The following is a 23,446-nucleotide window of genomic DNA, read 5'->3' on the forward strand; positions in this document are numbered from 1 at the left end:
CGGGCGGACCGCGGCTACGCCGAGGCGCGCTCCAGCACGAGCTCCCGCACACGGGCGGCATCAGCCTGCCCGCGCATCGCCTTCATGACCGCACCGATGATGGCTCCGGCTGCCTGAACCTTGCCGTCGCGGATCTTGGCGAGGACGTCCGGCTGCGCGGCGAGGGCTTCATCGATCGCGGCGAGGAGCGGACCGTCGTCCGAGACCACGGCGAGTCCCCGGGCATCGACCACCTCCTGCGGAGTGCCCTCGCCCGCGATGACGCCCTCGAGCACCTGCCGGGCGAGCTTGTCGGTGAGCGTCCCGGTGTCGATGAGACCCTGCAGTGCCGCGACATCCGCCGGAGACACGAGCTCGGCGGCTTCGCGTCCGGACGCATTGGCGAGTCGTGTGATCTCGCCTGTCCACCATTTGCGCGCGGAAGCGGGCGCGGCGCCGGCGGCGATCGTGGCCTCGACCTCGGTCAGCAGACCTCCGTTGACCACATCCTGGAACTCCAGGTCGGTGTATCCCCATTCCGCCTTCAGACGGCGACGGCGGGCGGCCGGCGGCTCCGGCAGGGCTGCCCGGAGTTCTTCGATGAGATCGTCGGTCGGCTCGACGGGAAGGAGGTCGGGCTCGGGGAAGTAGCGGTAGTCGTCGGCGTCGGACTTCGGCCGGCCGGCACTGGTCGTGCCGGTGTCCTCATGCCAGTGACGCGTCTCCTGGATGATCGTCCCGCCCCCGGCGAGGATGGCCGCCTGACGCTGGATCTCGTAGCGGACAGCACGTTCGACCGAGCGCATCGAGTTGACGTTCTTCGTCTCGGTACGGGTTCCCAGGGGTGCGGGCGCCTCTCCCGCAGGAGTGCGCGGTCGCAGCGACACGTTGGCATCGCATCGCAGATTGCCCCGCTCCATGCGCGCCTCGGATATGCCCAGCGACAGCACGATGTCGCGGATGGTCTGCACGTACGCCTTGGCGATCTCGGGAGCTCGGTGCTCGGCGCCGAAGATCGGCTTGGTCACGATCTCGACCAGAGGCACACCGGCGCGGTTGTAGTCCACGAGGGAGTACTCGGCCCCTTGGATGCGGCCGGTCGACCCGCCGACGTGCGTGAGCTTGCCGGCATCCTCCTCCATATGGGCGCGCTCGATCGGGACCTCCACGATCGAGCCGTCGGTCAGCTCCACCTCGATCCGACCCTCGAACGCGATCGGCTCGTCGTACTGGGAGATCTGGTAGTTCTTGCCGAGGTCCGGGTAGAAGTAGTTCTTGCGCGCGAACCGGCTGGAGGGCGCGATGGAGCATCCCAGCGCGAGGCCGAGGCTGATCGAGGATCGCACCGCATCGGCGTTGACGACCGGGAGCGCACCCGGAAGCCCCATGTCGACCGGCGCCACGAGCGTGTTGGGGCCGGCGCCGTGGTTGTCGGCGTGGGCGGGGTTCGCCGCCGCCGAGAACATCTTCGTCCGGGTGTTCAGTTCGACGTGGACTTCGAATCCGAGGACGGGCTCGAACAGTTCCAGTGCCTTGTCGAAGTCCATGAGATCGGCCTTGGCCATCATCGGGCACCTCCCAGCGCCGGAGCGCGGTCGAGAAGACCGCCGCCCCATGAGTCGACGAGAAGAGCCTCCAGCGCGGCTCCGACGCGGTACAGGCGCGCGTCCTCGCGAGCGGGCGCGAGGAACTGGATGCCCACGGGCAGACCGTCTTCCTCGGCGAGGCCGGAGGGGATCGAGATACCCGGCACTCCGGCGAGGTTCGCCGGAATGGTGGTGACGTCGTTGAGGTACATCTGCATCGGGTCCTCGAGCTGTTCACCCAACGGGAAAGCCGTCGTCGGCGCCGACGGCGTCGCGATCACGTCCACCTCGGCGAACGCACGGTCGAAGTCGCGCTGGATGAGGGTTCGGACCTTCTGCGCCGAGCCGTAGTAGGCGTCGTAGTATCCGGCGCTGAGCGCATAGGTGCCGAGGATGATGCGGCGCTTCACCTCGTCGCCGAAGCCGGCGTCGCGGGTCGCCGCCATGACGTCCTCGACGGTGCCGCCCGGCACGTCCACCCGCATGCCGAAGCGCACCGAGTCGAACTTCGCGAGGTTGCTCGATGCCTCCGCGGGGAGGATGAGGTAATAGGCGGCGACTCCGTACTCGAAGTGCGGCGCGCTGACGTCGACGAGTTCGGCGCCCTGCGCCTGCATGAGTTCCAGCGCGGCCCGGAAGGATGCCGCGACGCCCGGCTGGAAGCCGCTGTCAGGCAGCTCCGAGATGACGCCGACGCGAAGCCCCTTCAGGACGTCGCCTCGGGCACCCTCGCGCGCGGCGGCCGCGAAGGACGGCCAGACGTCGGTGAGCGAGGTGGAGTCGTGAGGATCGTGACCGCCGATGACATCGTGCAGGATGCCGGCATCCAGCACGGTGCGGGTGACGGGCCCCACCTGGTCGAGGCTGGAGGCGAGCGCGATGGCGCCGTATCGGCTGACACCGCCGTAGGTCGGCTTGAGCCCGACGGTGCCCGTGACGTGCGCGGGCTGACGGATCGACCCACCGGTGTCGGAACCGAGGGCCAAAGGCGCTTCGAACGCGGCGACCGCCGCGGCCGAGCCTCCCCCGGAGCCGCCGGGGATGCGATCCAGATCCCACGGGTTGCGCGTGGGTCCGTAGGCCGAATGCTCCGTGGAGGAGCCCATGGCGAACTCGTCCATGTTCGTCTTGCCCAGCGGAACCATGCCGGCCTCGCGCGCACGCCGCACGACGGTGGCGTCGTAGGGCGACATGTAGCCCTCGAGGATCTTCGATCCGCTCGTGGAGGGCATGTCGGTGGTGACGAGCACGTCCTTGATGGCGAGAGGCACACCGGCGACAGGCCCCAGCGCCTCGCCCGCGGCACGTCGGCGATCGATGTCGGCCGCGACCTCGAGGGCGTGCTCGCTCACGTGGAGGAACGCGTGGATGTCGCCGTCGACGGCGGCGATCCGGTCGAGGTGCGCCCGGGTGGCCTCGACACTCGAGACGTCCCGCGCGGCGAGCCGGTCGGCGAGGTCGGCCGCGGTCAGCCTGGTCAGATCCGTCATCGTCATCCTTACTGCTCCTCACCGAGGATGGCGGTCACCCGGAAGCGTCCGTCGGCGGCATCCGGGGCGTTGGCCAGCACCTCGGCCTGACTGAGCTGGTCGCCGACGGTGTCGGCGCGGAAGACATTGGTCAGCGCGATCGGGTGGCTGGTCGCCGGCACGTCGGGCGTGGCGACCTCGGACACCTTGGCGATGTTGTCGACGATGACATCGAGTTGACCGGTCAGGCGCTCGACCTCCTCGTCGCTCAGCTGGATCCGGGCGAGCACGCCGAGGTGGCGCACGAGATCTGGGGTGATTTCCGACACCCCACCATCCTACGAGCGCCCGCGGCGCACCCTCGACCGTGCCGGTGTGCTCACCCGGCATCCGGGGCGGGCTCAGCCAGCGCGGCGGGGCCTTCGGTCACCAGGCGGTGGAACTGCTCGGCATCGATGATGCGGACGCCGAGCTCTTCGGCCTTGGCCAGTTTGGATCCGGCGCCCGGGCCCGCCGCGACGAAGTCGGTCTTCTTCGACACGCTCGAACCCGCCTTGCCGCCTGCACGGATGATGGCCTCCTGCGCGCCTTCGCGGGTGTACCCCTCGAGGCTCCCGGTCGCGACGACGGTGACCCCGTCGAGGACACCGCCGCTCGCGGCGGCGGCTCCGGGCCCGGGGTGGCCGGGCGTGCTCAGCTGCGCGCCGGCGGCAGCCCAGCGTTCCACGATGTCGCGATGCCAGTCGACCTCGAACCACTCCGTCACCGCGTCCGCGATGATCCCTCCCACGCCGTCGACCGCCGCCAGCTCGTCGCGCCCGGCTGCACGGATGGCGTCGAGCGAGCCGAACCACTGCGCGAGCGCGCGGGCGGCGACCGGGCCGACGTGCCGGATGTTCAGGGCGACGAGGAAGCGCCAGAGCTCTTTCGTCTTGGCCGTCTGCAGGTTGGCGAGCAGTTCGACAGCCGACTTCGACAGCACCGATGTCGCGTCCCCGTCGAACGGCAGGGACTCGTCGAAGGGAGGATCGGACTTCTTCCGCTGCCGCCGGAAGGGCGATCGGGTGTCGGGCGTCCCGTCTGCCAGCAGGCGCGGCAGACCGGTCTCGGCGTCGCGGACGACCACGTCGATGCCGAACAGGTCCTCGGCCCGGAGATCGAACAGGCCCGCCTCGGTGACCAGCGGCGGGGTGTCGGGGCGGACCGGCTGGGTGAGGGCGGCGGCCGAGACCTCCCCCAGACCCTCGATGTCGAGCGCCCCTCGGGAGCCTATGTGCTCGACGCGACCACGCACCTGCGCCGGACACGAGCGCGCGTTGGGACAGCGCAGATCGATGTCGCCCTCTTTGGCGGGGCGGAGCGGCGACCCGCACTCGGGGCACTCCCGAGGCATGACGAACGCGCGCTCGGTGCCGTCGCGCAGCTCGACGACGGGCCCGAGCACTTCGGGGATGACGTCGCCGGCCTTGCGGAGCACGACCGTGTCGCCGATGAGCACGCCCTTCGCCTTCACGACGTCCTGATTGTGGAGTGTGGCCTGCCGAACCACAGAACCGGCCACGCGCGCCGGTTCCATCACGGCGAAAGGCGTCGCACGACCGGTCCGCCCGACCGAGACGACGATGTCGAGCAGGATGGTGTTGACCTGTTCGGGCGGGTACTTGTAGGCGATCGCCCACCGCGGCGCGCGGCTGGTCTGTCCGAGTTCGGCCTGCAGAGCCAGCTCGTCCACCTTGACGACGATGCCGTCGATCTCGTGCTCCACGTCGTGCCGATGCTGCCCGTAATGGCGGATGAAGTCCGCGGCCTCCTCGGCGCCGGATGCCACACGGAAGTACGGACTCGTGGGAAGACCCCAGGAGCCCAGCAGCCCGTACACCTCGCTCTGGGTCGTCACGGGCGGGTTCGGCCACGCGCCGATGCCGTGCACCGTCATCCGCAGGCGCGAAAGGCGCTCGTGCATCGCGTGCAGCTGGCGTTCGTTCTTGCCCTCGGTCTTCTGCCGGAGCGAACCGGATGCGGCGTTGCGCGGGTTGGCGAAGAGGCGGTCGCCCTGCTCCTGCTGGAACTCGTTGAGCGCCGCGAAGTCGGCGACGGTGAAGAACACCTCGCCGCGCACCTCGACGAGGTCGGGATGACCGTCGCCCGCGAGCGTCTCGGGTATCCCCGCGATACGCACGACGTTCTCGGTCACGTCCTCCCCCACGCGCCCATCACCACGGGTCGCCGCCGAGACCAGTCGGCCGCGCCGATACCGCAGCGACAAGGCGAGGCCGTCGATCTTCAGCTCGCACAGGAACGGCACATCCCGTCCCGCCGCCTTCTGCACGCGCGCGGCCCAAGCCGCGAACTCCTCGTCGCTGAAGACGTTGTCGAGGCTGAGCATGCGCTGTGCGTGCTCGACGGGCGCGAACAGCGTCTGCGTCGCGGCGCCGACGGTGAGGGTCGGGGAATCCTGCCCCTGAAGCTCGGGGTGGAGTCGTTCGAGCGCTTCGAGCCGCAGCATCCATTCGTCGTAGGTGGCATCGTCGACCAGCACCGTATCGGAGCCGTAATACGCCTCGCGGGCGTCCAGGATCCTGTCGGTCAGCAGCCGCGCCTGCGCGCGTGCGTCGTCGAGGCCCAGCGCCTCGAGCTCGGATGCGTCGATAGATTCGCCAGCCACCCGGCAAGTGTAGGCGCGGGCGCCGACATCACGCGGGGAGGGCCTCCGCGGAGACCGTCGTGTCGATCGTGAACTGGCCGATCACGCGTGTGCCGTCGTAGAGCACCGCGGTCTGCCCCGGGGCGACACCGTCGAACGGGACATCGGGGACCACGGCCAGGATGCCGTCCGCGAGGGTGGCGACCGCGGGAACGGGGTCGGCGTGGGCGCGGATCTGCACGTCGCAGGCGAAGACGCCGTCGGGCTGCGGCCGACCCGCCCAGGAGTAACGGGCGCCGGCGATGCGAGAGGTGGCCAGCGCCTCCTTGGGGCCGACCACCACGGTGTTGGTGACCGGGCGCACCTCCAGCACGAACCTCGGCTTGCCGTCCGGTGCGGGCACACCGAGTTGCAGACCGCGACGCTGGCCGACGGTGAACGCGTGCGCCCCCGGGTGCGACCCCACCACCGCTCCCGTGCGGTCCACGATCTCGCCCGTCTCGGCCCCCACGCGCTCCGCCAGCCAGCCGCGCGTGTCGCCGTCCGGGATGAAGCAGATGTCGTAACTGTCGGGCTTCTGCGCGACCGTCAGGCCGCGCTCCTGCGCCTCGGCGCGCACCAGGGCCTTGCTGGGCGTGTCACCCAGCGGGAACAGCGTGTGGGCGAGCTGCTCGGCGGTGAGGACGCCGAGGACGTAGGACTGGTCCTTCGCGGCGTCGGACGCCCGGTGGAGCTCCCGCCCGTCGGGTCCGTCCACGAGCGCGGCGTAGTGACCCGTGCAGACCGCGTCGAAACCCAGTTCGAGCGCACGTTCGAGCAGTGCGGCGAACTTGATCCGCTCGTTGCAGCGCATGCAGGGATTCGGCGTGCGGCCGGCCCGGTACTCCGCGACGAAGTCCTCGATGACGTCGTCGCGGAAGCGCTCCGAGAAGTCCCACACGTAGAAGGGCATTCCGAGTCGGTCGGCGGCACGGCGGGCGTCCATCGCATCCTCGATCGTGCAGCATCCGCGGCTGCCGGTGCGCAGGGTCCCGCCCGCGCGCGACAGGGCGAGGTGCACCCCGACGACATCGTGTCCGGCATCGACGGCACGCGCGGCGGCGACCGCGGAATCCACTCCACCGCTCATTGCCGCCAGTACACGCATCCGCCCAGTCTACGAATGCCCGGCTGAACGGGGGCCGGATGCACTCCCCCGTGCCCGCGCGACCGCGTCAGGGAGCGCCGCCGCCAGGGCAGCCACGTCGGCCTCGGTGGTCGTGCGCCCCAAAGAGATGCGCAGCACCTGGCGGGCCTCCTCTTCGGAGCGGCCCAGCGCCCGCACCACGTGCGAGGGCTCGGGCACGCCCGCCTGGCAGGCCGAACCCGTCGACACGCTGATCCCGGCCATGTCCAGGAGGAAGAGCAGCGACTCGCCTCGCGCCCCGGCGAACAGCAGATGCGCGTTTCCCGGAATGCGCTCCTCGGGGTCGCCCAGCAGCTCGACCCCGGGGATCGACGTGGCGGACGTCACGAGTCTGCGACGCAGCGCGGCCAGCCGCACCGCCTCCTGCGCGCGCTCCCGCTCGGCGAGTTCCGCCGCCACGGCGAAGGCCGCGGCCCCGGCGACATCCTGCGTTCCGGCGCGGAGCCCGCGCTGCTGTCCCCCACCGCGGATCAGCGGTGCGAGGACCGCGCGCCGGGACACCACGAGCGCGCCCACACCGGTGGGTCCGCCGACCTTGTGCGCCGACACGCTCATCGCCACCAGCCCCCCGCGGCCGACGGGATCCCCCCGCCAGGCGGCGAAGTCGACGGGAACGTGCCCGAAGGCGGCGACGGCGTCGACATGGAAGGGGACGGCGGCGGCGGCGGCGGCAGCGGCGAGCGCGGCCACGTCGTTCACGGTGCCGACTTCGTTGTTGGCGGCGAGCGCGGTCGCCAGGCGCGCCTCGCCCAGCGAGGCTGCGAACGCGTCGACCCGGATGCGTCCCCGCCGGTCGAGCCCGACCGGCCGGACCTCGGCCCCCTCGCTCTCGGCGAGGCCGGCGACGGTGTCGAGCGTGGCATGGTGTTCGCCGTCCGGGAGCACGATCGCCCGCCCTCGTGCCGCGGGCGCTCGCCACAGACCGGTGACACCGAGATTGACCGCCTCGGTCCCGCCGGACGTGAACACGATCTCGATCGGGTCGCAGCCGAGGACGCCGGCCAAGCGCTCCCTCGCGTCCTCCAGCACGCGCCGCGCGGCCTGTCCGGACCCGTGGATCGACGACGCGTTGCCGGTCGTCTCGGCCGCGGCGATCCATGCCTCACGCGCCTCGGCCCGCAGAGGCGAGGTCGCCGCATGATCGAGGTAGATCACGGCCTTCACCCCCGTTCCGCCGGTACCCGAGCGACTCTTGGCGTCACTACTGTAGATCGCATGTCCCGACCCGAGCTGTCGGCCCTGGCAGCACCGGGCCTCCTCGCCGCCGATCTGGACGACCTCGGCGTCGTCCTCGGTCCGGCCGGAGGCACCCTGCGTGTGTGGTCCGGGCACGCGCAGGCGCTGGAGCTCGTCGTCTTCGACGACAGCGACATCGACTGGGCCGTCGACGTCATACCGCTGGAACCGGACGCCGGCGGCGTCTGGACCGTGACGACGCCGCTCCTTCGTCCGGGCACCCGCTACGCCATCCGGGTGGACGGCCCGACCGGTCCGGGAAACGCGTTCAATCGCGGCGCTCTGCTGGTCGAGCCGTATGCGAGGGGCCTCGTCGGCGACGGCATCGCCGACTGGCGCGCGGTGGTGGTCGACGACGGCTTCGATTGGGGCGGCATCCGCAAGCCCGCCACCCCCATGGATCGCACCGTGATCTACGAGGGCCACCTGAAGGGTCTGTCCAAGCGGCACCCCGACGTCCCGCCGGCCCTGCACGGCACCTACGCGGGGCTGGCTCACCCGGCGATGATCGAGCACTTCCTCTCGTTGGGCGTGACGGCGGTCGAGCTCCTCCCCGTCCACGCCTTCGCGACGGAGCCGCGCCTGCTCCAGCACGGGCTGTCGAACTACTGGGGCTACAACAGCGTCAACTTCTTCACCCCGCATGCTCCGTACGCGACGGAGAACGCGCGCCGCGAGGGCCCGGAGGCTGTGCTCCGGGAGTTCAAGGGCATGGTGCGGCTGCTCCACGAAGCCGGGCTCGAGGTCATCCTCGACGTCGTCTACAACCACACCGCCGAAGAGGGCTTCGGCGGGCCGCGCACCAGCCTTCGCGGCATCGACAACCGGTCGTACTACCGGCAGCAGGACGACGGCGCGTATGTGGACGTCACCGGGTGCGGGAACTCGGTGAACACCGCGACGGATGCCGCCGCGCGGCTCATTCTGGATTCCTTGCGCTACTGGGCGAACGACGTGCAGGTGGACGGTTTCCGGTTCGACCTGGCCACCACGCTCGGGCGGGACGGCGCCCACCACTTCACTCCGGAGCATCCGCTGCTGCGGGCCATCCGAGAGGATCCCGCACTCGCGGACGTCAAGAAGATCGCCGAGCCCTGGGACGTCGGCATGGGCGGCTGGCAGACGGGCAACTTCGGTCCGGGCTGGCACGAGTGGAACGACCGGTACCGCGACCGCGTGCGCAATTTCTGGCTGAGCGATGTCGACTACGCCCGGCGGGCCTCGACGGCCCCCGTCGGCATCGGCGGCTTCGCCACACGCCTGGCGGGATCGTCCAACACCTTCACCCACGAGCGCGGCCCCCTGGCCAGCATCAATTTCGTCACCGCCCACGACGGCTTCACGCTGCGCGATCTCGTCTCGTACGACGTCAAGCACAACCTCGGCAACGGCGAGCAGAACCGCGACGGAGCCGACACCAACCGCTCCTTCAACCACGGCGCCGAGGGGCGCACGGACGACGAGGGCATCCTCGCCACCCGCAGGAAGGCGATGCGCAACCTCCTCGGCACCCTGCTGCTGTCGGCGGGCGTGCCGATGCTGACCGCCGGCGACGAGTTCGGACGCACTCAGCGAGGGAACAACAACGCCTACTGCCACGACTCCGCGCTCACCTGGCTGTCGTGGGACCACGCGCCGTGGCAGCGGGAACTCCAGGCGCACGTGCGCCGCCTGATCCGGCTGCGCCAGGAGAACCCCGCACTGCGCCCGAGCCGGTTCGCCCGTGACGACGAGTACACGCCCTCGGCATCCGTGATGGATTGGTACGACGAGCACGGCGAGACGATGTCGATCGAGCGGTGGACCAACCCCGCGCACCGCACACTCCAGTACGTGGCGGCGTCCACCCCCGAGAACGAGGACTTCAACCGAATCCTGCTGATGATCCACGGCAACGAGACCCCGATCGAGGTGACCCTGCCCGCCATCGACGGCGTGAAGCGCTACGTGTCGCTGTGGTCCAGCGCGGACGAGATTCCCGACGAGTCCTGCCCGGTTTTCGACCCCGGTGAGGTCGTCACCCTCACGGGTACGACGATGCGCCTGTTCCGCGCCGAGTGAGCCCGCACCCGGCCGGGCGGGTTCCGACCTGGCCCGACGGACGATAGGTTCGGAACGTGGCCAGCACCTCACGCACCGCGCATCCCCAGCCTTGGAAGAGCGCCTCGTCCATTCCCGTCCGCGACACCCGAGACCAGCAGCCCGACCGGCAGACCCGCTCCTCGCGCATACCGATGGCCAAACCCGTTCCCTCGGTCCCGTGGGGCGATTTCCGACCCAAGGCCTTCAGCGGCGAGGTCGTCCCGTTCCGCGTCACCGCCTTCCGCGAGGGACACGATCGCATCGGCGTGCAACTGAGGTTGACCTCCCCCGGCGGAGACGTGTCGCTGCACCGTCTGACCTCGCTGGAGAACGGGCTCGACCAGTGGCAGACACTCGTCGCACTGTGCGAGGAAGGCGTCTGGCGCTTCCGCTTCGAGGCCTTCGCCGACGACTTCGGCACCTGGAAGCACGCCGCCACGCTGAAGATCGCGGCCGGCGTCGACGCGCCGCTCATGCGCGAGATCGGTGCGCGGCTGTTCGATCAGGCGGCTCGGGAGCGGACCCGGCCGGCCCCGCAGCGCCGACTGCTCCAGGACGCGGTCGAGCGCCTGCGGGACGCCGGCGTGGATGACGCCGCAGCGCTGGACATCGTCGCGGATCCGGCCATCGCCGCCTCGTTCCACGATCGGCCCCTCACATCGCTCATGACCTTCGGCGACGAGTTCGAGCTCCGAGTGGAACGCGCGCGCGCCGGAGTCGGCGCGTGGTACGAGTTCTTCCCGCGCTCCGAGGGAGCCAAGCTGATGAAGGACGGGTCGATCAAGAGCGGCACGTTCCGCACGGCCACGCGTCGCCTGCCCGAGGTCGCGCGGATGGGCTTCGACGTCCTGTACCTGCCCCCGATCCACCCCATCGGCCGCATCAACCGCAAGGGCCGAAACAACACGCTCGACCCGCAGCCATCCGATCCGGGCTCCCCCTGGGCGATCGGAGCGGCCGAGGGCGGTCACGACGCCGTCCACCCGGATCTCGGAACGCTCGCGGACTTCCGCGCGTTCGTCCGCGCTGCGCGCGCCGAGGGCATCGAGGTCGCTCTCGACTTCGCCCTTCAGGCGGCACCGGATCATCCCTGGGTGGCCGAGCACCCGGAGTGGTTCACGACGCTTCCCGACGGGTCGATCGCGTACGCCGAGAACCCGCCCAAGAAGTATCAGGACATCTATCCGATCAACTTCGACAACGACCCGGAGGGCATCCGCGCCGAAGCCCTGCGCGTGGTGAGGCACTGGATCGCGCAGGGCGTCAAGATCTTCCGGGTCGACAACCCCCACACCAAGCCGTTGCAGTTCTGGGAGTGGCTGATCGGCACGATCAACGCCGAGGACCCCGATGTCGTGTTCCTCGCCGAGGCCTTCACGCGTCCCGCACCGCTGCAGAGCCTCGCCTCGGCGGGCTTCCAGCAGAGCTACACCTATTTCACGTGGCGCAACACGAAGGTCGAGCTGGAGGAGTTCCTCAGCGGACTCGCCCACGACACCGCGGACTTCCTGCGTCCGAATCTCTTCGTCAACACCCCCGACATCCTCACCGAGTACCTGCAGTTCGGAGGGCGACCCGCCTACCGGATCCGTGCGGCGATCGCCGCGACCGCCGCACCCACCTACGGGGTGTACGCCGGCTACGAGCTGTACGAGAATGTCGCCCGCCCGGGCTCGGAAGAGAACATCGATAACGAGAAGTACGAGTACAAGCTGCGGGACTGGGCCGGAGCCGAGGCGCACGGCGACTCGCTCGCACCGTATCTCGCGCGTCTCAACGAGATACGTCGCGCTCATCCGGCACTGCGCCAGTTGCGCAACCTCAGCGTGCATTGGAGCGACGACGACGCGATCCTCGTCTACGCCAAGCACATCGACGCCGCGCTGTCGCCCGACGGCAGAAGCGACACGATCATCGTCGTGGTCAACGTCGATCCCCACTCGGTGCGGCAGACGATGGTCCACCTCGACTCGCGTGTGTGGGGTGTGCCCCTCGGCGAGCCGTTCGAGGTCGAAGACCTCGTCACCGGCGAGCAGTGGACCTGGTCCGATCACAACTACGTCCAGCTCGACGCCTTCCGCGAGCCCGTCCACATCCTGCATGTCAAGGAGTCCCGATGACCATCGCACCTGAGCTGCTCGACGAGATCGCAGCCGGCGCCCATCACGACCCCCACGCCGTGCTGGGCCTGCACCCCGTGACGGTCGACGGCGCCACGGCCTGGACCGTCCGCACACGCCGGCCTCTGGCGCGAACGGTCACCGCCGTGTTCGCAGACGGCACGCGCGTGCCGCTCGAGCATCTGCACGCCGGCATCTGGGAAGGCGTGAAGAAGGGCACCGGCGGACGCTACGAGATCGAGACGACCTACGAGGACGGCTCGGACTACGTCGCGGACGATCCGTACCGGCACCCGCCGCTGCTCGGCGACCTCGACCTGCATCTCATCGCCGAGGGCCGCCACGAGCAGCTCTGGCAGGTTCTGGGCGCGCACGTGCGCGAGCACGACGGCGCCACCGGCACCGCCTTCGCCGTCTGGGCGCCCAACGCGCGCTCGGCGCGCATCGTGGGCGACTTCAACGGGTGGGACGGCTCCGGCCACGCGATGCGTTCGATGGGCGCCAGCGGAATCTGGGAGCTCTTCATCCCGGGCGTCACCGCCGGTCAGAACTACAAGTTCGAGTTCCGCACGCGCCACGGGCACTGGGTCGTCAAGGCCGACCCCATGGCGCGCTTCGCCGAGGTCCCGCCCGCCACGGCATCCGTCGTCGTCGACGACTCGTCCTACCGCTGGCAGGACGACGAGTGGATGACCCGTCGCGCCCGCTCGACGCCTCTGTCCCAGCCCATGTCCGTGTACGAGCTGCATCTCGGATCGTGGCGCCCGGGCCTCGGCTACCGCGAGGCCGCCGACGCCATCGTCGACTACGTCACCGACCTCGGGTTCACCCACGTGGAGTTCCTGCCGCTGGCCGAGCACCCCTTCGGCGGCTCGTGGGGATACCAGGTGACCGGGTACTACGCGCCCACCAGCCGGTTCGGCAACCCGGACGATCTGCGCTACCTGATCGACCGGCTCCACCAGGCGGGCATCGGCGTGATCATGGACTGGGTGCCGGGTCACTTCCCGAAGGACGACTTCGCCCTCGCCCGATTCGACGGCGACCCCCTCTACGAGCACGCCGACCCGCGCCGCGGCGAGCATCGCGACTGGGGCACGTACATCTTCGACTACGGTCGCCGCGAAGTGCGCAACTTCCTCGTGGCCAACGCCCTCTACTGGTTCGAGGAGTTTCACGTGGACGGGCTGCGCGTGGACGCGGTGGCGTCCATGCTCTACCTGGACTACTCCCGCGAAGCCGGCGAGTGGGTGCCGAACGTGCACGGCGGCCGCGAGAACCTCGAGGCCATCTCGTTCCTGCAGGAGGTCAACGCCACCGCCTACAAGCGGTATCCCGGCATCGCCATGATCGCCGAGGAATCGACGAGCTTCCCCGGCGTCACCGCCCCCACCGACCACGCCGGACTCGGCTTCGGGTTCAAGTGGAACATGGGGTGGATGAACGACTCGCTGCAGTACATCTCGCGCGACCCGATGTATCGCTCGCACCACGAGGGTGAACTGTCGTTCTCGTTCGTGTACGCGTTCAGCGAGAACTACCTCCTGCCCATCAGCCACGACGAGGTCGTGCACGGCAAGGGCAGCCTGTTCACCCGGATGCCGGGCGATCACTGGCAGAAGCTGGCGAACATGCGGGCATTCCTGGCCTACATGTGGGGGCATCCCGGCAAGCAGCTGCTGTTCATGGGACAGGAGTTCGGGCAGCTCTCCGAGTGGTCGGAAGGACGCGGCCTCGACTGGTGGATCCTCGACCAGCCGTCCCACGCACAGCTGCACAGCTTCGTCGGGACGCTGAACAGCACCTACCGCTCCCTCTCCGCGCTGTGGGCGCGCGACACCGACGGCGCCGCCTTCGCACGCCTGGGCTCGCCCTCGTGGAATCCCAACGTCCAGGCCTTCGCCCGCCGCGACTGGCACGGAAACGCCGTCGTGGTGGTGTGCAACTTCTCCGGAGTGCCGATCCACGGGTTCGAGCTCGACATGCCCGAGCAGGGCGCGTGGCACGAAGTCCTCAACTCGGACGCCCAGGAGTACGGCGGATCGGGAGTCGGCAACCTCGGCATGGTCCACACCGACGCCGCCGGACGGGCCCACATGGTCCTGCCGCCACTCGGGGTGCTGTGGCTGCGGCACGACCCGCAGGCGCACATCCCCTCGCCGACGCGCGGCTGATCATTCCGGCCCGGCGCCCTGAGGCGCCGGGCCGGAATGTCAGAACATCAGCGAAGCCAGGCGAGCCCGGGCACGGACGACACGGGGGTCGGTGTCGCCGACGACCCCGAACAGCTCGAGCAGTCGCTCGCGGACAGGCCCGCGCTCATCGGTGGGAAGTGCGCCGAAGAGATCGAGCAGTCGCCCGAAGGCGTCGTCGATGTGCCCACCCGCGACATCGAGATCCGCGACGGCCAGCTGCGCGTCCGTGTCGGCGGGATTCTGCGCGGCCGCAGCGCGGACATCGCTGAGGCCGGCCTGCCGCACCCGCTCGAGAAGGCGCACCTGGCCGAGCCCGGCACGAGCATCCGCGTCGCGGGGGTTCTCGGCGAGGGCCTTTTCGAACGCCGCGATGGCCCGGGGATAGTCCCCCACCTCGATCGCCTCGTGCGCCTCCGCATGCAGCGGCGGCAGCGGAGGCTCCTCCGGAGCCGCCTCGTCCGCGGGCGGGGCATCGCCGACGGGAACGACGCCCGTGACGCCGTGCTGGCCCGCGAGCTGGAGCAGCTGAGCGAACACCTCGCGGACCTGCTGCTCCGGGACCGCGCCGTTGAACAGCGGGACCGGCTGACCGGCGACCAGGGCGACCACCATCGGGATGGACTGGGCGCGGAAGGCCTGAGAGATCTGCGGATTCGCGTCGACGTCGACCTTCGCCAGAACCAGACGGCCGGCGAGCTCCTGCACCACACGCTCGAGGACGGGACTCAGCTGCTTGCACGGGCCGCACCACTCCGCCCACAGGTCGAGGACGACCGGCACGGTCCGCGACAGCTCCATGACCTGGGGGAAGGACTCGTCCGTGACGTCCATCACGAGCGAGACGTCGGGCGCGCCCGGCGACGCGCCCTGAGCCACCGCCGGGTCGGGGCGGTTGCGGAGAGCGGAGAGGTCCACGGCGCCGCGCATCGCGGCCCCGGCGGCTACATCGGTCACTTGATCACCTTCGCGTCGAGGATGTCGGATGCATAGCCGAGAAGACGGATCTTCTCGGTCGAGCCCTGTCCGGGCACGTAGAAGAAGAGCTGGTCGCTGAACGTCGTCGTGAACCCGGTGGCCGACTGCTCTGCCCCGGCGAGCGTGCGCACGGTCGCGTTCCCGTCGAGCTTGATCACGGCCTCTTCGTTCGTCGGCCTCACCGTATCGGTCTCGTTCATGGTGACGGCCACGACGGCGCCGCTCTCGAGAGTGGCGATCGCGAACGGGTCGTACGCCCCGGGCTCGGACGAGAACGTCAGGCGACCGGTACGGGATGCCGTCTCGTTGAACTCCTCGAGTCGGCGTTCGCGGTCGGCGGTGATGCTCGCGCGGAACTGATCGGTCTCGGCGTCGAACATCGCCGCGAACTCGCTGTCCTCGCCGTTGTTGATGACGTCCGAATAGGCCGCTGCGATCTGCTCGGGGGGCATCACGAGGAATGGGGAGTCCGGAGCCACCTGGGTCGCGCCGATGTACGAGGGGGCGAGGTCCGGCATGAGCGTGTCGGCTTCGAGGCTGGCGAGGTAGCTCAGCTTGTAGCTCGCCCACGGATCGTCCTGCGTGAGCACCATTATGCTCGACGTGCGCGCCTCGGCGTCGTCCACCACGGTCAGGACCGATCGAGGCCAGCTGTCGGAGGCCTGCGGAAGCACGAGCGACAGGTCGCCGTCGAGGATCGCCGCCGGCGACGCGTAGTCCTCGATCTCCGCTCGCAGCGTGTAGTTGGTCTGTCGGGCGGCCAGAGGGGCGCCGACGAGCCGGGTGGCGGCGAGGTCGATGTCGAGGTCCTCGTCCGCCTGCGCGACCGTGGTCGCGACCCGGGCGAGGATCCGCTCCGCCTGCACGGCCGTGACCGCGGGCGCCTGCTGGCCTTCGGGGACGATCACCGAGGCGCTCGGCGACGGGGTCGGCGAGGCGCCGAGCTGGGGCCAGGCATCGGCCGAGCAGCCCGAGACAGCCAGAGCCGACACCGCGATGACCGGGAGTGCCATGCCCACGCGGCGGCCGCGGGTGAGGGCGCGGCGGACACGAGATGTGGAGCTGATCATGCCCTTGCCCTCAGCGTCGTCCGACACGTCGATGGGCTGCGTCTGCTGCAGCGGCAGCCCCTTGCGCCGCGGGCCGCGCGAGCGTCGGGCGTGACGGATGCCGAGGATGTAGAGCAGGACGCCGACGGCCATGACGACGCTTCCGGCGAGGATGAGCGGGCCGGCCCACGGCGTGGTGCTCGCGATCGGCCACGACACGCTCACGCTCGAGGGGGCGGGTGCCGTGCCGTCGGCGGCGATGATGACGCTCATCTCCGAGGGCAGCTGCAAGGGTGCGACGAGTTCGTCCGCCTGGACGAACTCCTCGAGCCAGAGGTCCGACCCCGCCGGGTCGCGACCGGCGTCCGCGGCTGCGTCGTCGGCCGCGGCTGCGTCGTCGGCCGCGGCGCCTTCGGACTCCTCCGGCGCATCGGTCGCGGTCGGCTCGGGGCTCGGCGTATCCTCGGCCGGGGCCTCCTCTCCCGGAGCCACGGGCTCCACGAGGGCGACCGACACGGCACCGGCCTCATCGACGGTGACGGCGTTGTAGGAGGCATCCGACAACCAGGCGCGGACGTCGGCCGTGCGACCGTACGCGGCGAAGATCTCTCCCGTGCCCTCGGCGCGCAACGACTGGGCACCGGGCAGTCGGTTCAGAACAGCGCCGTCGACCACCAGATACGGGGCCTCCTGCTCGGCCTCCACGGCCACCGTCTCGGTGTCGGGTCCCTGGAAGAGGGTGCGCTGGGCGATGCCCGCACCGATCATCAGAGCGGCGAGGACGAATGCCGCAACGGCCCACACGAAACGCACTCGAACACCTCTCATGAGTCCGCGCATAGGCGGCGCGGACCCTCGACTCGACGTTCCAGCGTAGCGAAAACGACCTGAAAGCGCCGTGGGAGGAGCCATTGCCGGGCTCGACGACTTCCCCTGCGTATCCTGACACCATCGAGTCGGCGCCATCGCCGAGAAGGGCTGCGCGCCGATGAAGATCCACAACCCGTTCCGGGTCGCCCTGGTCGCGACTCTGGGCGTCGGCCTGGGACTGCTGCTGATCGGAAGCGTCCAGACGCTGTCGACGATCCTGCTGTACGTCGGCACCGCGCTCTTCCTTTCACTGGGCCTGGATCCGGTGGTCGGCTGGCTGGAGCGGCGGAAGCTGCCGCGCTGGGCCGCGGTGCTGGTGACGATCCTCGGCGTGCTCGCCGCCTTCGCGGGCATCATCCTCATGATCGTGCCGATCATCGTGCAGCAGATCTCCCAGCTCGTGGCGCAGATCACCGAGCTCGTCGAGGACGGGTCCTGGGACCCGGTGTCGGAGCTGCGGCAGTGGATGACCGAGAACTTCCCCCAGCTCGCCGTCGACGACGTCTTCGAGTACGTGCAGGAATGGCTGAACTCCCTGGACTACAGCCAGATCGGCGAACAGGTGGGCGGCAGCATCATCGTGATCGGCGGCGCGATCCTGGGTGGGCTGGCCGGGGCGTTCATCGTGCTCATCCTCACGATCTACTTCACCGCCTCCACGCCGAGCCTGAAGCGCGCGGTCTATCAGCTCGTGCCCGCCTCCAAGCGCGAGAGGTTCATCGATCTCGGCGAGCAGATCACCGACTCGGTGGGATACTTCGTCATCGGGCAGCTGAGCCTCGGGGTGATCAACGGCGTGCTGAGCGCGATCTTCCTCTCCATCATCCAGGCGCCGTTCCCGGCGGTCCTGGCCGTGATCGCGTTCTTCTTCTCGATCATCCCGCTGGTGGGAACGCTCACCGGATCGACGATCATCGTGCTGACGTGCCTCATCCCCGGTCTCGGATCGCCGCAGACGGCGCTCATCGCCGCGATCTACTACCTCATCTACATGCAGATCGAGGCGTATGTCATCGCTCCCCGGATCATGGGCCGTGCGGTCTCGGTGCCGGGCGCCGTCGTGGTGATCGCCGCTCTCGCCGGCGGCTCGCTGCTCGGGCTCCTGGGCGCGCTCGTGGCGATCCCGGTGGCGGCCAGCATCCTGATCATCTACCGCCAGGTGATCATCCCTCGGCAGAACGAGCGCTGACTCAGTCCCGGTGCGCCGCGCCGCCGTGCCACTGCACGGGCAGCGGCAGCGCCTCGGGATGCACCGCGCCGACGATCTCGGTGAGCACCCGCCGCGTCTGGTGCTCACCGACCCACAGGTGCTTTCCGCCCTCGACGGGGATGAGCGTCGCGTGTGGGACGGTCGAGAAACGGCGCATCGCGGCATCCGGGCGCAAGTAGTCGTCGAACTCGGGCACCAGCACCACCATGGGCCGCGTGTCCCCCGCCCACGCCGCCACGTCGTCGTCCGTCGCCCGATGCAGGGGCGGCGAGAGCAGGATGGTTCCCTCGATCTCGTGATCGCGCCCGTACTTCAGCGCCAGCTCGGTCCCGAAGGACCAGCCCACCAGCCACGGTCGCGGGAGTCCGCGCTCCCGGACGAAGTCGACAGCCGCGGCCAGGTCGAACGCCTCGGCCCGGCCGCCGTCGAACTCGCCGTCACTGCGCCCGCGCGGAGACTCGGTACCGCGGGTGTTGAAGCGCAGCACGCCGATGTCAGCCAGTGCGGGAAGGCGAGCCGCCGCCTTGCGCAGGATGTGGGAGTCCATGAATCCGCCGGCGGTCGGCAGCGGATGCAGGGTCACGAGCATCGCCCGCGGTTCACCGTTCTCGGGCAGCGCGAGCTCGCCGACCAGCCGCAGACCGTCGATGGTCTCGAGCTCGATGTCCTCCCGCCGCGCAGGGAGCATGAGGGGTCCGCGTATCTCCATGTCAGCCGATCCTCCAGCAGTGTCCGTGCCAATGCCGCCGCGCCGCCAGGTCGGCCTCGTCTCCGAGCACGCCGTCCGCTCGCCAGGTCACCACATGGGCGACCCCGACGTCGATGGATCGACCGCATCCCGGGCAGATGTAGGACTTCTGCGCCTGAGCCGCCGAGACGGGCTGCACGGTCCACTCGACACCGCGGCGAAGTTCCGTCCGCTTCCACCCGGCGAGCAGCCGCTCGAAGGAGTCGTCGCCGGCCGGTTCCGGCCGGCGACGGTGAGATCGCGGCATCGGATCAGTACCAGCCGACCGACTGCGAGTGCGCCCACGCGCCGCAGGGAGCGCCGTAGCGGCCGCTGATGTAGCCCAGACCCCACGTGATCTGCGTCGCGGGGTTCGTCTCCCAGTCCGCACCGGCGGTGGCCATCTTGCTGCCGGGAAGGGACTGAGGGATGCCGTAGGCACCGCTCGAGGCGTTGTAGGCGTTCACACGCCAGCCCGACTCCTTGTTCCACAGCGCGACGAGGCAGGAGAACTCGTCGTCGCCCCAGCCTCGGGCCTTGACCATGTCGTACGCGATCGCCTGCGCTGAACCGGGATCCGGCGTCACGAACGGAAGCGTCCACACGACCGGTTCGGCGGGAGCGACAGGCTCGGCCGGCACGGCAGCGTCGACGGCGGTGATGACGGGCTCGGGCTCGGGCTCGGGAGTGGGGGTGGGCTTCGGCTCGACGTAGACCGTGTATCCGCCGCGATCGAGGTCGCGCGGCTCCGCCGGCTCGGCATCGCCGGCGACGACCCGGGTCTGGATATCGGCCATAGAGCTGGCGTACAGCGACACCGGGGGCGCCTCCTCGGCGCTCGCCTGCGATATCGCGAGGCCCGTGGGTCCGGCGTACGCGGCGACGAATCCGACGGCGGCGAAGGCGGCGAACACGCCCAGCACGCTGCGGCGGCGCGACCAGCGCTGCGGAGCCGAACTGCTCGTCGGGACCTGCCGAGAGGAGGACCGCGTGACGCGGTCCGCGTGGGTGCGGAGCTCGCGTCGTGTCGGAAGGATCTCGTCGCCGGAAGTCACAGTGAGCCGAGTCTAGCGACCAAGTCCCACGCCTGCCATCCGGCAGGACGGGCTACCGGACGGCGAGCATCACTTCCACGACCGCGTCCAGAACCGCGTCGACCTGGAGCTCCCGGTAGCCCCCGCGCTGCATGCGGAACGCCACCGACCGCACCTGGTCGACGGTCACGGCGTCACCGCGCTCGAGGTAGCGTGCCAGCTTGTCCGCCACGAGGTCGACCTCGTCGACGCGGTAGCCGTAGTGGAGGGGGCCGACGCGGTCGAAGCGCTGCCCGCGGGGCCTGCTGAGACGGTCCAGCACCGTCTGGCCGGTCTGCTTCACGCGGCCGACCCACGCACGTGCACCCGCGGCGGACAGCGCGTGCTCGCGCTCCCGCGCCGCGAAGGCGTCTTCGATCCGGCTGAGCGCATTGTCGACCGCATCCACGACGTATCCGTGCCGAACGAGGGGGAAGGCGATGGAACGGACGTCCGCGGCGGTCAGCGGCGACGCCGTGCCCTCGAAGGCACCGCGTGCCCGCGCGAGGAACTCGTCGACGGCTGCGACGTCGTAGCCCTTGGAGCGCCCCACGGCGCGCGGAAAAGTCGCCGCCGCAGCGACGGTCTCTGCGGCGGTCACGACACCGCCAGCGGCGAGAGCAGGTAGTACATGGCCAGAGCGGCGGTCACCGACGGCAGGATGGAGTCCAGCCGATCCAGGACGCCGCCGTGGCCGGGCAGCCACGAGCTCATGTCCTTGATGCCGAGGTCGCGCTTGATCATGGATTCGCCGAGGTCGCCCGCCGTCGCGGTGCCGAGGATGACCAGGCCGAACACCACTCCGGTCCACCACGGCAGGCCGAGCATGAACAGCGCGAGCAGGACGCCGGCGACCGTGGCGGCCACTGCCGCCCCGGCGAATCCCTCCCACGTCTTCTTCGGGCTGATGCGAGGCGCCATGGGGTGGCGGCCGAGCGTGAGCCCGGCGATGTAGGCGCCGGTGTCGGAGGCGACCGCGACGATGATGAACGCCAGCACCCACCACTCGCCGCCGTCCTGGCGGAGAAGGACGACGCACAGGCTGGCGAGGAAGGACACGTACATCTGGATGAAGCCGGCGACGAGCACGTCCCCCAGCACCTGGTCGTAGTCGCGCCCGTCCGCGGTCACCATCTGGGCGACCAGACGCCACACCACCACGAATGCCACGGCGACGAAGACCATCACCCAGACGAGCCACAGGTCCAGCAGATAGCCGGACACCACCAGCACGACGGCGGCCGCAAGCTGCGGGATCACATCCACGCGTCGTCCGGCGCCGATGAGGGCTCGCGAGAACTCGAACACCCCCAGCAGTGCGGCGGCCAGTGCGAACAGCACGAAGAGCGCCTTCACGAACAGCAGGCTCGAAAGCACCACCGCCCCGATGGCGAGACCGATCGCGATCGCGACGATGAGGTCGCGGCCGGTGCGGGCCTTGATGCGCTCGTTCGCCTCCTCGAACTCCGCGCGCGCGTGGGCGACCTGGTGCTCGAACTCGGAGCGGGCCGCCCGCACGTGCGACTGGAAGGCCTGCGAGGGGTCGGCCGCGGCATCCGCTCGACGCGCCTGCGCGAAGGCACGCCGAGTGGCCGGCGGTTCAGCCGGACTCGGTTCGGGCGCTCCCCCGGGCACGTCGGACATGGACCTGCTCAGACTTCGAGGAGTTCGGCTTCTTTGCGCTTGAGCGCGTCGTCGATGGCGTCGACGTGAGCGCGCGTGAGGCTGTCGAGCTCCTTCTCGGCTCGCACCAGCTCGTCCTCCCCGACGTCGCTCTTGAGCGCGTCGAGGTCGTCCTTGGCCTTGCGTCGGATGCCGCGGACGTGGACCTTCGCGTCCTCGGCCTTGGTGCGCACGAGCTTGACGTACTCCTTGCGGCGCTCCTCGGTCAGCTCCGGCATCGTCACCCGGACCAGATTCCCGTCGTTGGTCGGGTTCGCCCCGAGATTGGGGGTGTCGCGGATCGCCTGCTCGATCGCCTTGAGGGCCGACTTGTCGTACGGGGTGACGACGATCGTGCGTGCTTCGATGTTGTTGAGCGACGCCAGCTGCGCCAACGGCGTCGGGGAGCCGTAGTAGTCCACCAGGATCTTCTGGAACAGCTGCGGGTTCGCCCGTCCCGTGCGCACCGTCGCGAAGTCCTCCTTCGCAGCCTCTACGGCGCGGTCCATGCGCGCTCCGGTATCGGCCAAGACGTCCGCGATCACTGTGTCTCCTTCGCGTTGATGAGCCCGTTCAGTCTACTCAGGCGGGCCGCGTCACGCCGTGACCAGCGTGCCGATGGTCTCGCCGCGCAGCGCCTTGGTCACGTTGCCCGCAGGCTCCATGCCGAACACCCGCATGTCCATCTTGTTGTCCATACACAGGCTGAACGCCGTGGAATCGACGACCTTCAGTCCCCGCTGGAGGGCATCCAGGTAGGTGATGCGGTCGATGCGTGTGGCGGACGCGTCCTTCTTGGGGTCGGCGGTGTACACCCCGTCGACGCCGTTCTTGGCGACCAGGACCTCCTGCGCCCCGATCTCGAGGGCGCGCTGCGCGGCGACGGTGTCGGTCGAGAAGTACGGCAGACCCGCCCCCGCGCCGAAGATGACCACGCGGCCCTTCTCCATGTGACGGGCGGCGCGACGCGGGATGTACGGCTCGGCCACCTGTGTCATCGAGATCGCCGACTGCACGCGCGTGGCTGCGCCGGCCTGCTCCAGGAAGTCCTGCAGGGCGAGCGCGTTCATGACCGTCCCGAGCATCCCCATGTAGTCGGCGCGCCCGCGGTCCATGCCGCGCTGGCTGAGTTCCGCGCCGCGGAAGAAGTTTCCGCCGCCCACCACGACGGCGATCTCCACGGTGTCGACGGCGGCGGCGATCTCGCGCGCCATCTGGCTCACCACGTCCGGGTTGACTCCGAGCTGGCCCCCGCCGAACGCCTCGCCGGAAAGCTTCAGAAGGACGCGACGGCGCCCGGTCGACTCACTGCTCACAATTGGTCCTCTCGTCACCTTGGAAACTACCGAACGCATGAGAAAAGGCCCGCATCGCGACTCGATG

Annotated in this window: 19 protein-coding genes; 4 read left to right on the forward strand and 15 right to left on the reverse strand. The window is 69.9% G+C overall.

Annotation, left to right across the window (positions count from 1 at the left end; all coding sequences use genetic code 11):
* Positions 1 to 14 precede the first annotated feature (14 nt).
* Genes gatB through NFR93_RS03170 form a run of 6 tightly spaced genes read right to left on the reverse strand, consistent with a single transcriptional unit; the run spans position 15 to position 8,028 of the window.
* A complete protein-coding gene (gene gatB / locus NFR93_RS03145; protein ID WP_251451459.1) occupies positions 15 to 1,544 on the reverse strand; it encodes an Asp-tRNA(Asn)/Glu-tRNA(Gln) amidotransferase subunit GatB in 1,530 nt (509 codons plus the stop codon).
* Positions 1,544 to 3,055, reverse strand: a complete 1,512-nt coding sequence (gatA, locus tag NFR93_RS03150) for an Asp-tRNA(Asn)/Glu-tRNA(Gln) amidotransferase subunit GatA (RefSeq protein ID WP_251449940.1) — start codon at positions 3,053 to 3,055, stop codon at positions 1,544 to 1,546. Before gatA ends, gatB begins: the two co-directional genes overlap by 1 nt.
* 8 nt (positions 3,056 to 3,063) lie before the next feature.
* Positions 3,064 to 3,363, reverse strand: coding sequence for an Asp-tRNA(Asn)/Glu-tRNA(Gln) amidotransferase subunit GatC (gatC, locus tag NFR93_RS03155; RefSeq protein ID WP_251449942.1), 300 nt, complete (start codon positions 3,361 to 3,363; stop codon positions 3,064 to 3,066).
* Positions 3,364 to 3,413: 50 nt separating this feature from the next.
* On the reverse strand, positions 3,414 to 5,699 hold the full coding sequence (gene ligA, locus NFR93_RS03160) for an NAD-dependent DNA ligase LigA (protein WP_251449944.1): 2,286 nt from the start codon (positions 5,697 to 5,699) through the stop codon (positions 3,414 to 3,416).
* Between the two features lie 28 nt (positions 5,700 to 5,727).
* Positions 5,728 to 6,825, reverse strand: coding sequence for a tRNA 2-thiouridine(34) synthase MnmA (gene mnmA / locus NFR93_RS03165; protein ID WP_251449947.1), 1,098 nt, complete (start codon positions 6,823 to 6,825; stop codon positions 5,728 to 5,730).
* Positions 6,826 to 6,834: 9 nt separating this feature from the next.
* Positions 6,835 to 8,028: a cysteine desulfurase family protein gene (locus tag NFR93_RS03170; protein ID WP_251449949.1), complete on the reverse strand. Its 1,194-nt coding sequence runs from the start codon at positions 8,026 to 8,028 to the stop codon at positions 6,835 to 6,837.
* A 51-nt stretch (positions 8,029 to 8,079) separates the two neighbouring features.
* Between NFR93_RS03170 and glgX the strand changes: the two genes are divergently transcribed.
* The 3 genes from glgX to glgB all read left to right on the forward strand — a co-directional run bounded on the left by glgX (position 8,080) and on the right by glgB (position 14,476).
* Positions 8,080 to 10,161: a glycogen debranching protein GlgX gene (glgX, locus tag NFR93_RS03175; RefSeq protein ID WP_251449951.1), complete on the forward strand. Its 2,082-nt coding sequence runs from the start codon at positions 8,080 to 8,082 to the stop codon at positions 10,159 to 10,161.
* Between the two features lie 173 nt (positions 10,162 to 10,334).
* Positions 10,335 to 12,302, forward strand: coding sequence for a maltotransferase domain-containing protein (locus NFR93_RS03180; protein WP_251451461.1), 1,968 nt, complete (start codon positions 10,335 to 10,337; stop codon positions 12,300 to 12,302).
* Positions 12,299 to 14,476 (forward strand): 1,4-alpha-glucan branching protein GlgB, encoded by a 2,178-nt coding sequence (gene glgB, locus NFR93_RS03185; RefSeq protein ID WP_251449953.1) that lies wholly within the window; start codon positions 12,299 to 12,301, stop codon positions 14,474 to 14,476. The genes NFR93_RS03180 and glgB overlap by 4 nt, the downstream gene beginning before the upstream one ends.
* A gap of 39 nt (positions 14,477 to 14,515) precedes the next feature.
* Here glgB and NFR93_RS03190 read toward each other — a convergent pair whose 3' ends face one another.
* Both NFR93_RS03190 and NFR93_RS03195 read right to left on the reverse strand, forming a co-directional pair.
* The gene (locus NFR93_RS03190; protein ID WP_251449955.1) at positions 14,516 to 15,451 is read right to left on the reverse strand and encodes a tetratricopeptide repeat protein; all 936 of its coding nucleotides are present in this window, start codon (positions 15,449 to 15,451) and stop codon (positions 14,516 to 14,518) included.
* On the reverse strand, positions 15,448 to 17,334 hold the full coding sequence (locus NFR93_RS03195; RefSeq protein WP_251449957.1) for a DUF8094 domain-containing protein: 1,887 nt from the start codon (positions 17,332 to 17,334) through the stop codon (positions 15,448 to 15,450). Before NFR93_RS03195 ends, NFR93_RS03190 begins: the two co-directional genes overlap by 4 nt.
* A 175-nt stretch (positions 17,335 to 17,509) precedes the next feature.
* Here NFR93_RS03195 and NFR93_RS03200 point away from each other — a divergent pair, with 175 nt between their 5' ends.
* Entirely contained in the window at positions 17,510 to 18,580 is a 1,071-nt protein-coding gene (locus NFR93_RS03200) for an AI-2E family transporter (RefSeq protein ID WP_251449959.1), read from the forward strand.
* Between the two features lies 1 nt (position 18,581).
* Here the strand turns inward: NFR93_RS03200 and NFR93_RS03205 are convergent, their stop codons facing one another.
* The 7 genes from NFR93_RS03205 to pyrH are packed head-to-tail and all read right to left on the reverse strand — an operon-like array spanning position 18,582 to position 23,379.
* Entirely contained in the window at positions 18,582 to 19,310 is a 729-nt protein-coding gene (locus NFR93_RS03205) for an alpha/beta hydrolase (RefSeq protein WP_251449961.1), read from the reverse strand.
* 1 nt (position 19,311) lies between these two features.
* On the reverse strand, positions 19,312 to 19,596 hold the full coding sequence (locus NFR93_RS03210; RefSeq protein ID WP_251449963.1) for an Rv1322 family protein: 285 nt from the start codon (positions 19,594 to 19,596) through the stop codon (positions 19,312 to 19,314).
* Positions 19,597 to 19,600: 4 nt separating this feature from the next.
* Complete coding sequence (locus NFR93_RS03215) at positions 19,601 to 20,383, reverse strand: aggregation-promoting factor C-terminal-like domain-containing protein (protein ID WP_251449965.1); 783 nt, start codon at positions 20,381 to 20,383, stop codon at positions 19,601 to 19,603.
* 52 nt (positions 20,384 to 20,435) lie between these two features.
* Positions 20,436 to 21,002, reverse strand: a complete 567-nt coding sequence (locus NFR93_RS03220) for a DivIVA domain-containing protein (RefSeq protein ID WP_251449967.1) — start codon at positions 21,000 to 21,002, stop codon at positions 20,436 to 20,438.
* Positions 20,999 to 22,045, reverse strand: coding sequence for a phosphatidate cytidylyltransferase (locus tag NFR93_RS03225; RefSeq protein WP_251449969.1), 1,047 nt, complete (start codon positions 22,043 to 22,045; stop codon positions 20,999 to 21,001). The genes NFR93_RS03220 and NFR93_RS03225 overlap by 4 nt, the downstream gene beginning before the upstream one ends.
* Positions 22,046 to 22,053: 8 nt before the next feature.
* Positions 22,054 to 22,608 carry a ribosome recycling factor gene (gene frr / locus NFR93_RS03230; protein ID WP_251449971.1) on the reverse strand — a complete coding sequence of 185 codons (555 nt, stop codon included), beginning with the start codon at positions 22,606 to 22,608 and terminating at the stop codon, positions 22,054 to 22,056.
* A gap of 51 nt (positions 22,609 to 22,659) precedes the next feature.
* Positions 22,660 to 23,379 (reverse strand): UMP kinase, encoded by a 720-nt coding sequence (gene pyrH, locus NFR93_RS03235; RefSeq protein WP_251449973.1) that lies wholly within the window; start codon positions 23,377 to 23,379, stop codon positions 22,660 to 22,662.
* Positions 23,380 to 23,446 lie beyond the last annotated feature (67 nt).

The sequence above is a fragment of the Microbacterium sp. Marseille-Q6648 genome (assembly GCF_943181415.1).
In the GTDB taxonomy this organism is placed as follows: domain Bacteria; phylum Actinomycetota; class Actinomycetes; order Actinomycetales; family Microbacteriaceae; genus Microbacterium.

What these genes read in the sequence shown, in the direction of transcription:
- gatA (WP_251449940.1), bottom strand. Translation starts at nt 3,055, where the DNA reads ATGACGGATCTGACCAGGCTGACCGCGGCCGACCTCGCCGACCGGCTC.
- gatB (WP_251451459.1), bottom strand. Translation starts at nt 1,544, where the DNA reads ATGGCCAAGGCCGATCTCATGGACTTCGACAAGGCACTGGAACTGTTC.
- glgB (WP_251449953.1), top strand. Translation starts at nt 12,299, where the DNA reads ATGACCATCGCACCTGAGCTGCTCGACGAGATCGCAGCCGGCGCCCAT.
- NFR93_RS03205 (WP_251449961.1), bottom strand. Translation starts at nt 19,310, where the DNA reads ATGGAGATACGCGGACCCCTCATGCTCCCTGCGCGGCGGGAGGACATC.
- NFR93_RS03180 (WP_251451461.1), top strand. Translation starts at nt 10,335, where the DNA reads ATGGCCAAACCCGTTCCCTCGGTCCCGTGGGGCGATTTCCGACCCAAG.
- NFR93_RS03200 (WP_251449959.1), top strand. Translation starts at nt 17,510, where the DNA reads ATGAAGATCCACAACCCGTTCCGGGTCGCCCTGGTCGCGACTCTGGGC.
- glgX (WP_251449951.1), top strand. Translation starts at nt 8,080, where the DNA reads ATGTCCCGACCCGAGCTGTCGGCCCTGGCAGCACCGGGCCTCCTCGCC.
- mnmA (WP_251449947.1), bottom strand. Translation starts at nt 6,825, where the DNA reads ATGCGTGTACTGGCGGCAATGAGCGGTGGAGTGGATTCCGCGGTCGCC.
- NFR93_RS03210 (WP_251449963.1), bottom strand. Translation starts at nt 19,596, where the DNA reads ATGCCGCGATCTCACCGTCGCCGGCCGGAACCGGCCGGCGACGACTCC.
- NFR93_RS03225 (WP_251449969.1), bottom strand. Translation starts at nt 22,045, where the DNA reads ATGTCCGACGTGCCCGGGGGAGCGCCCGAACCGAGTCCGGCTGAACCG.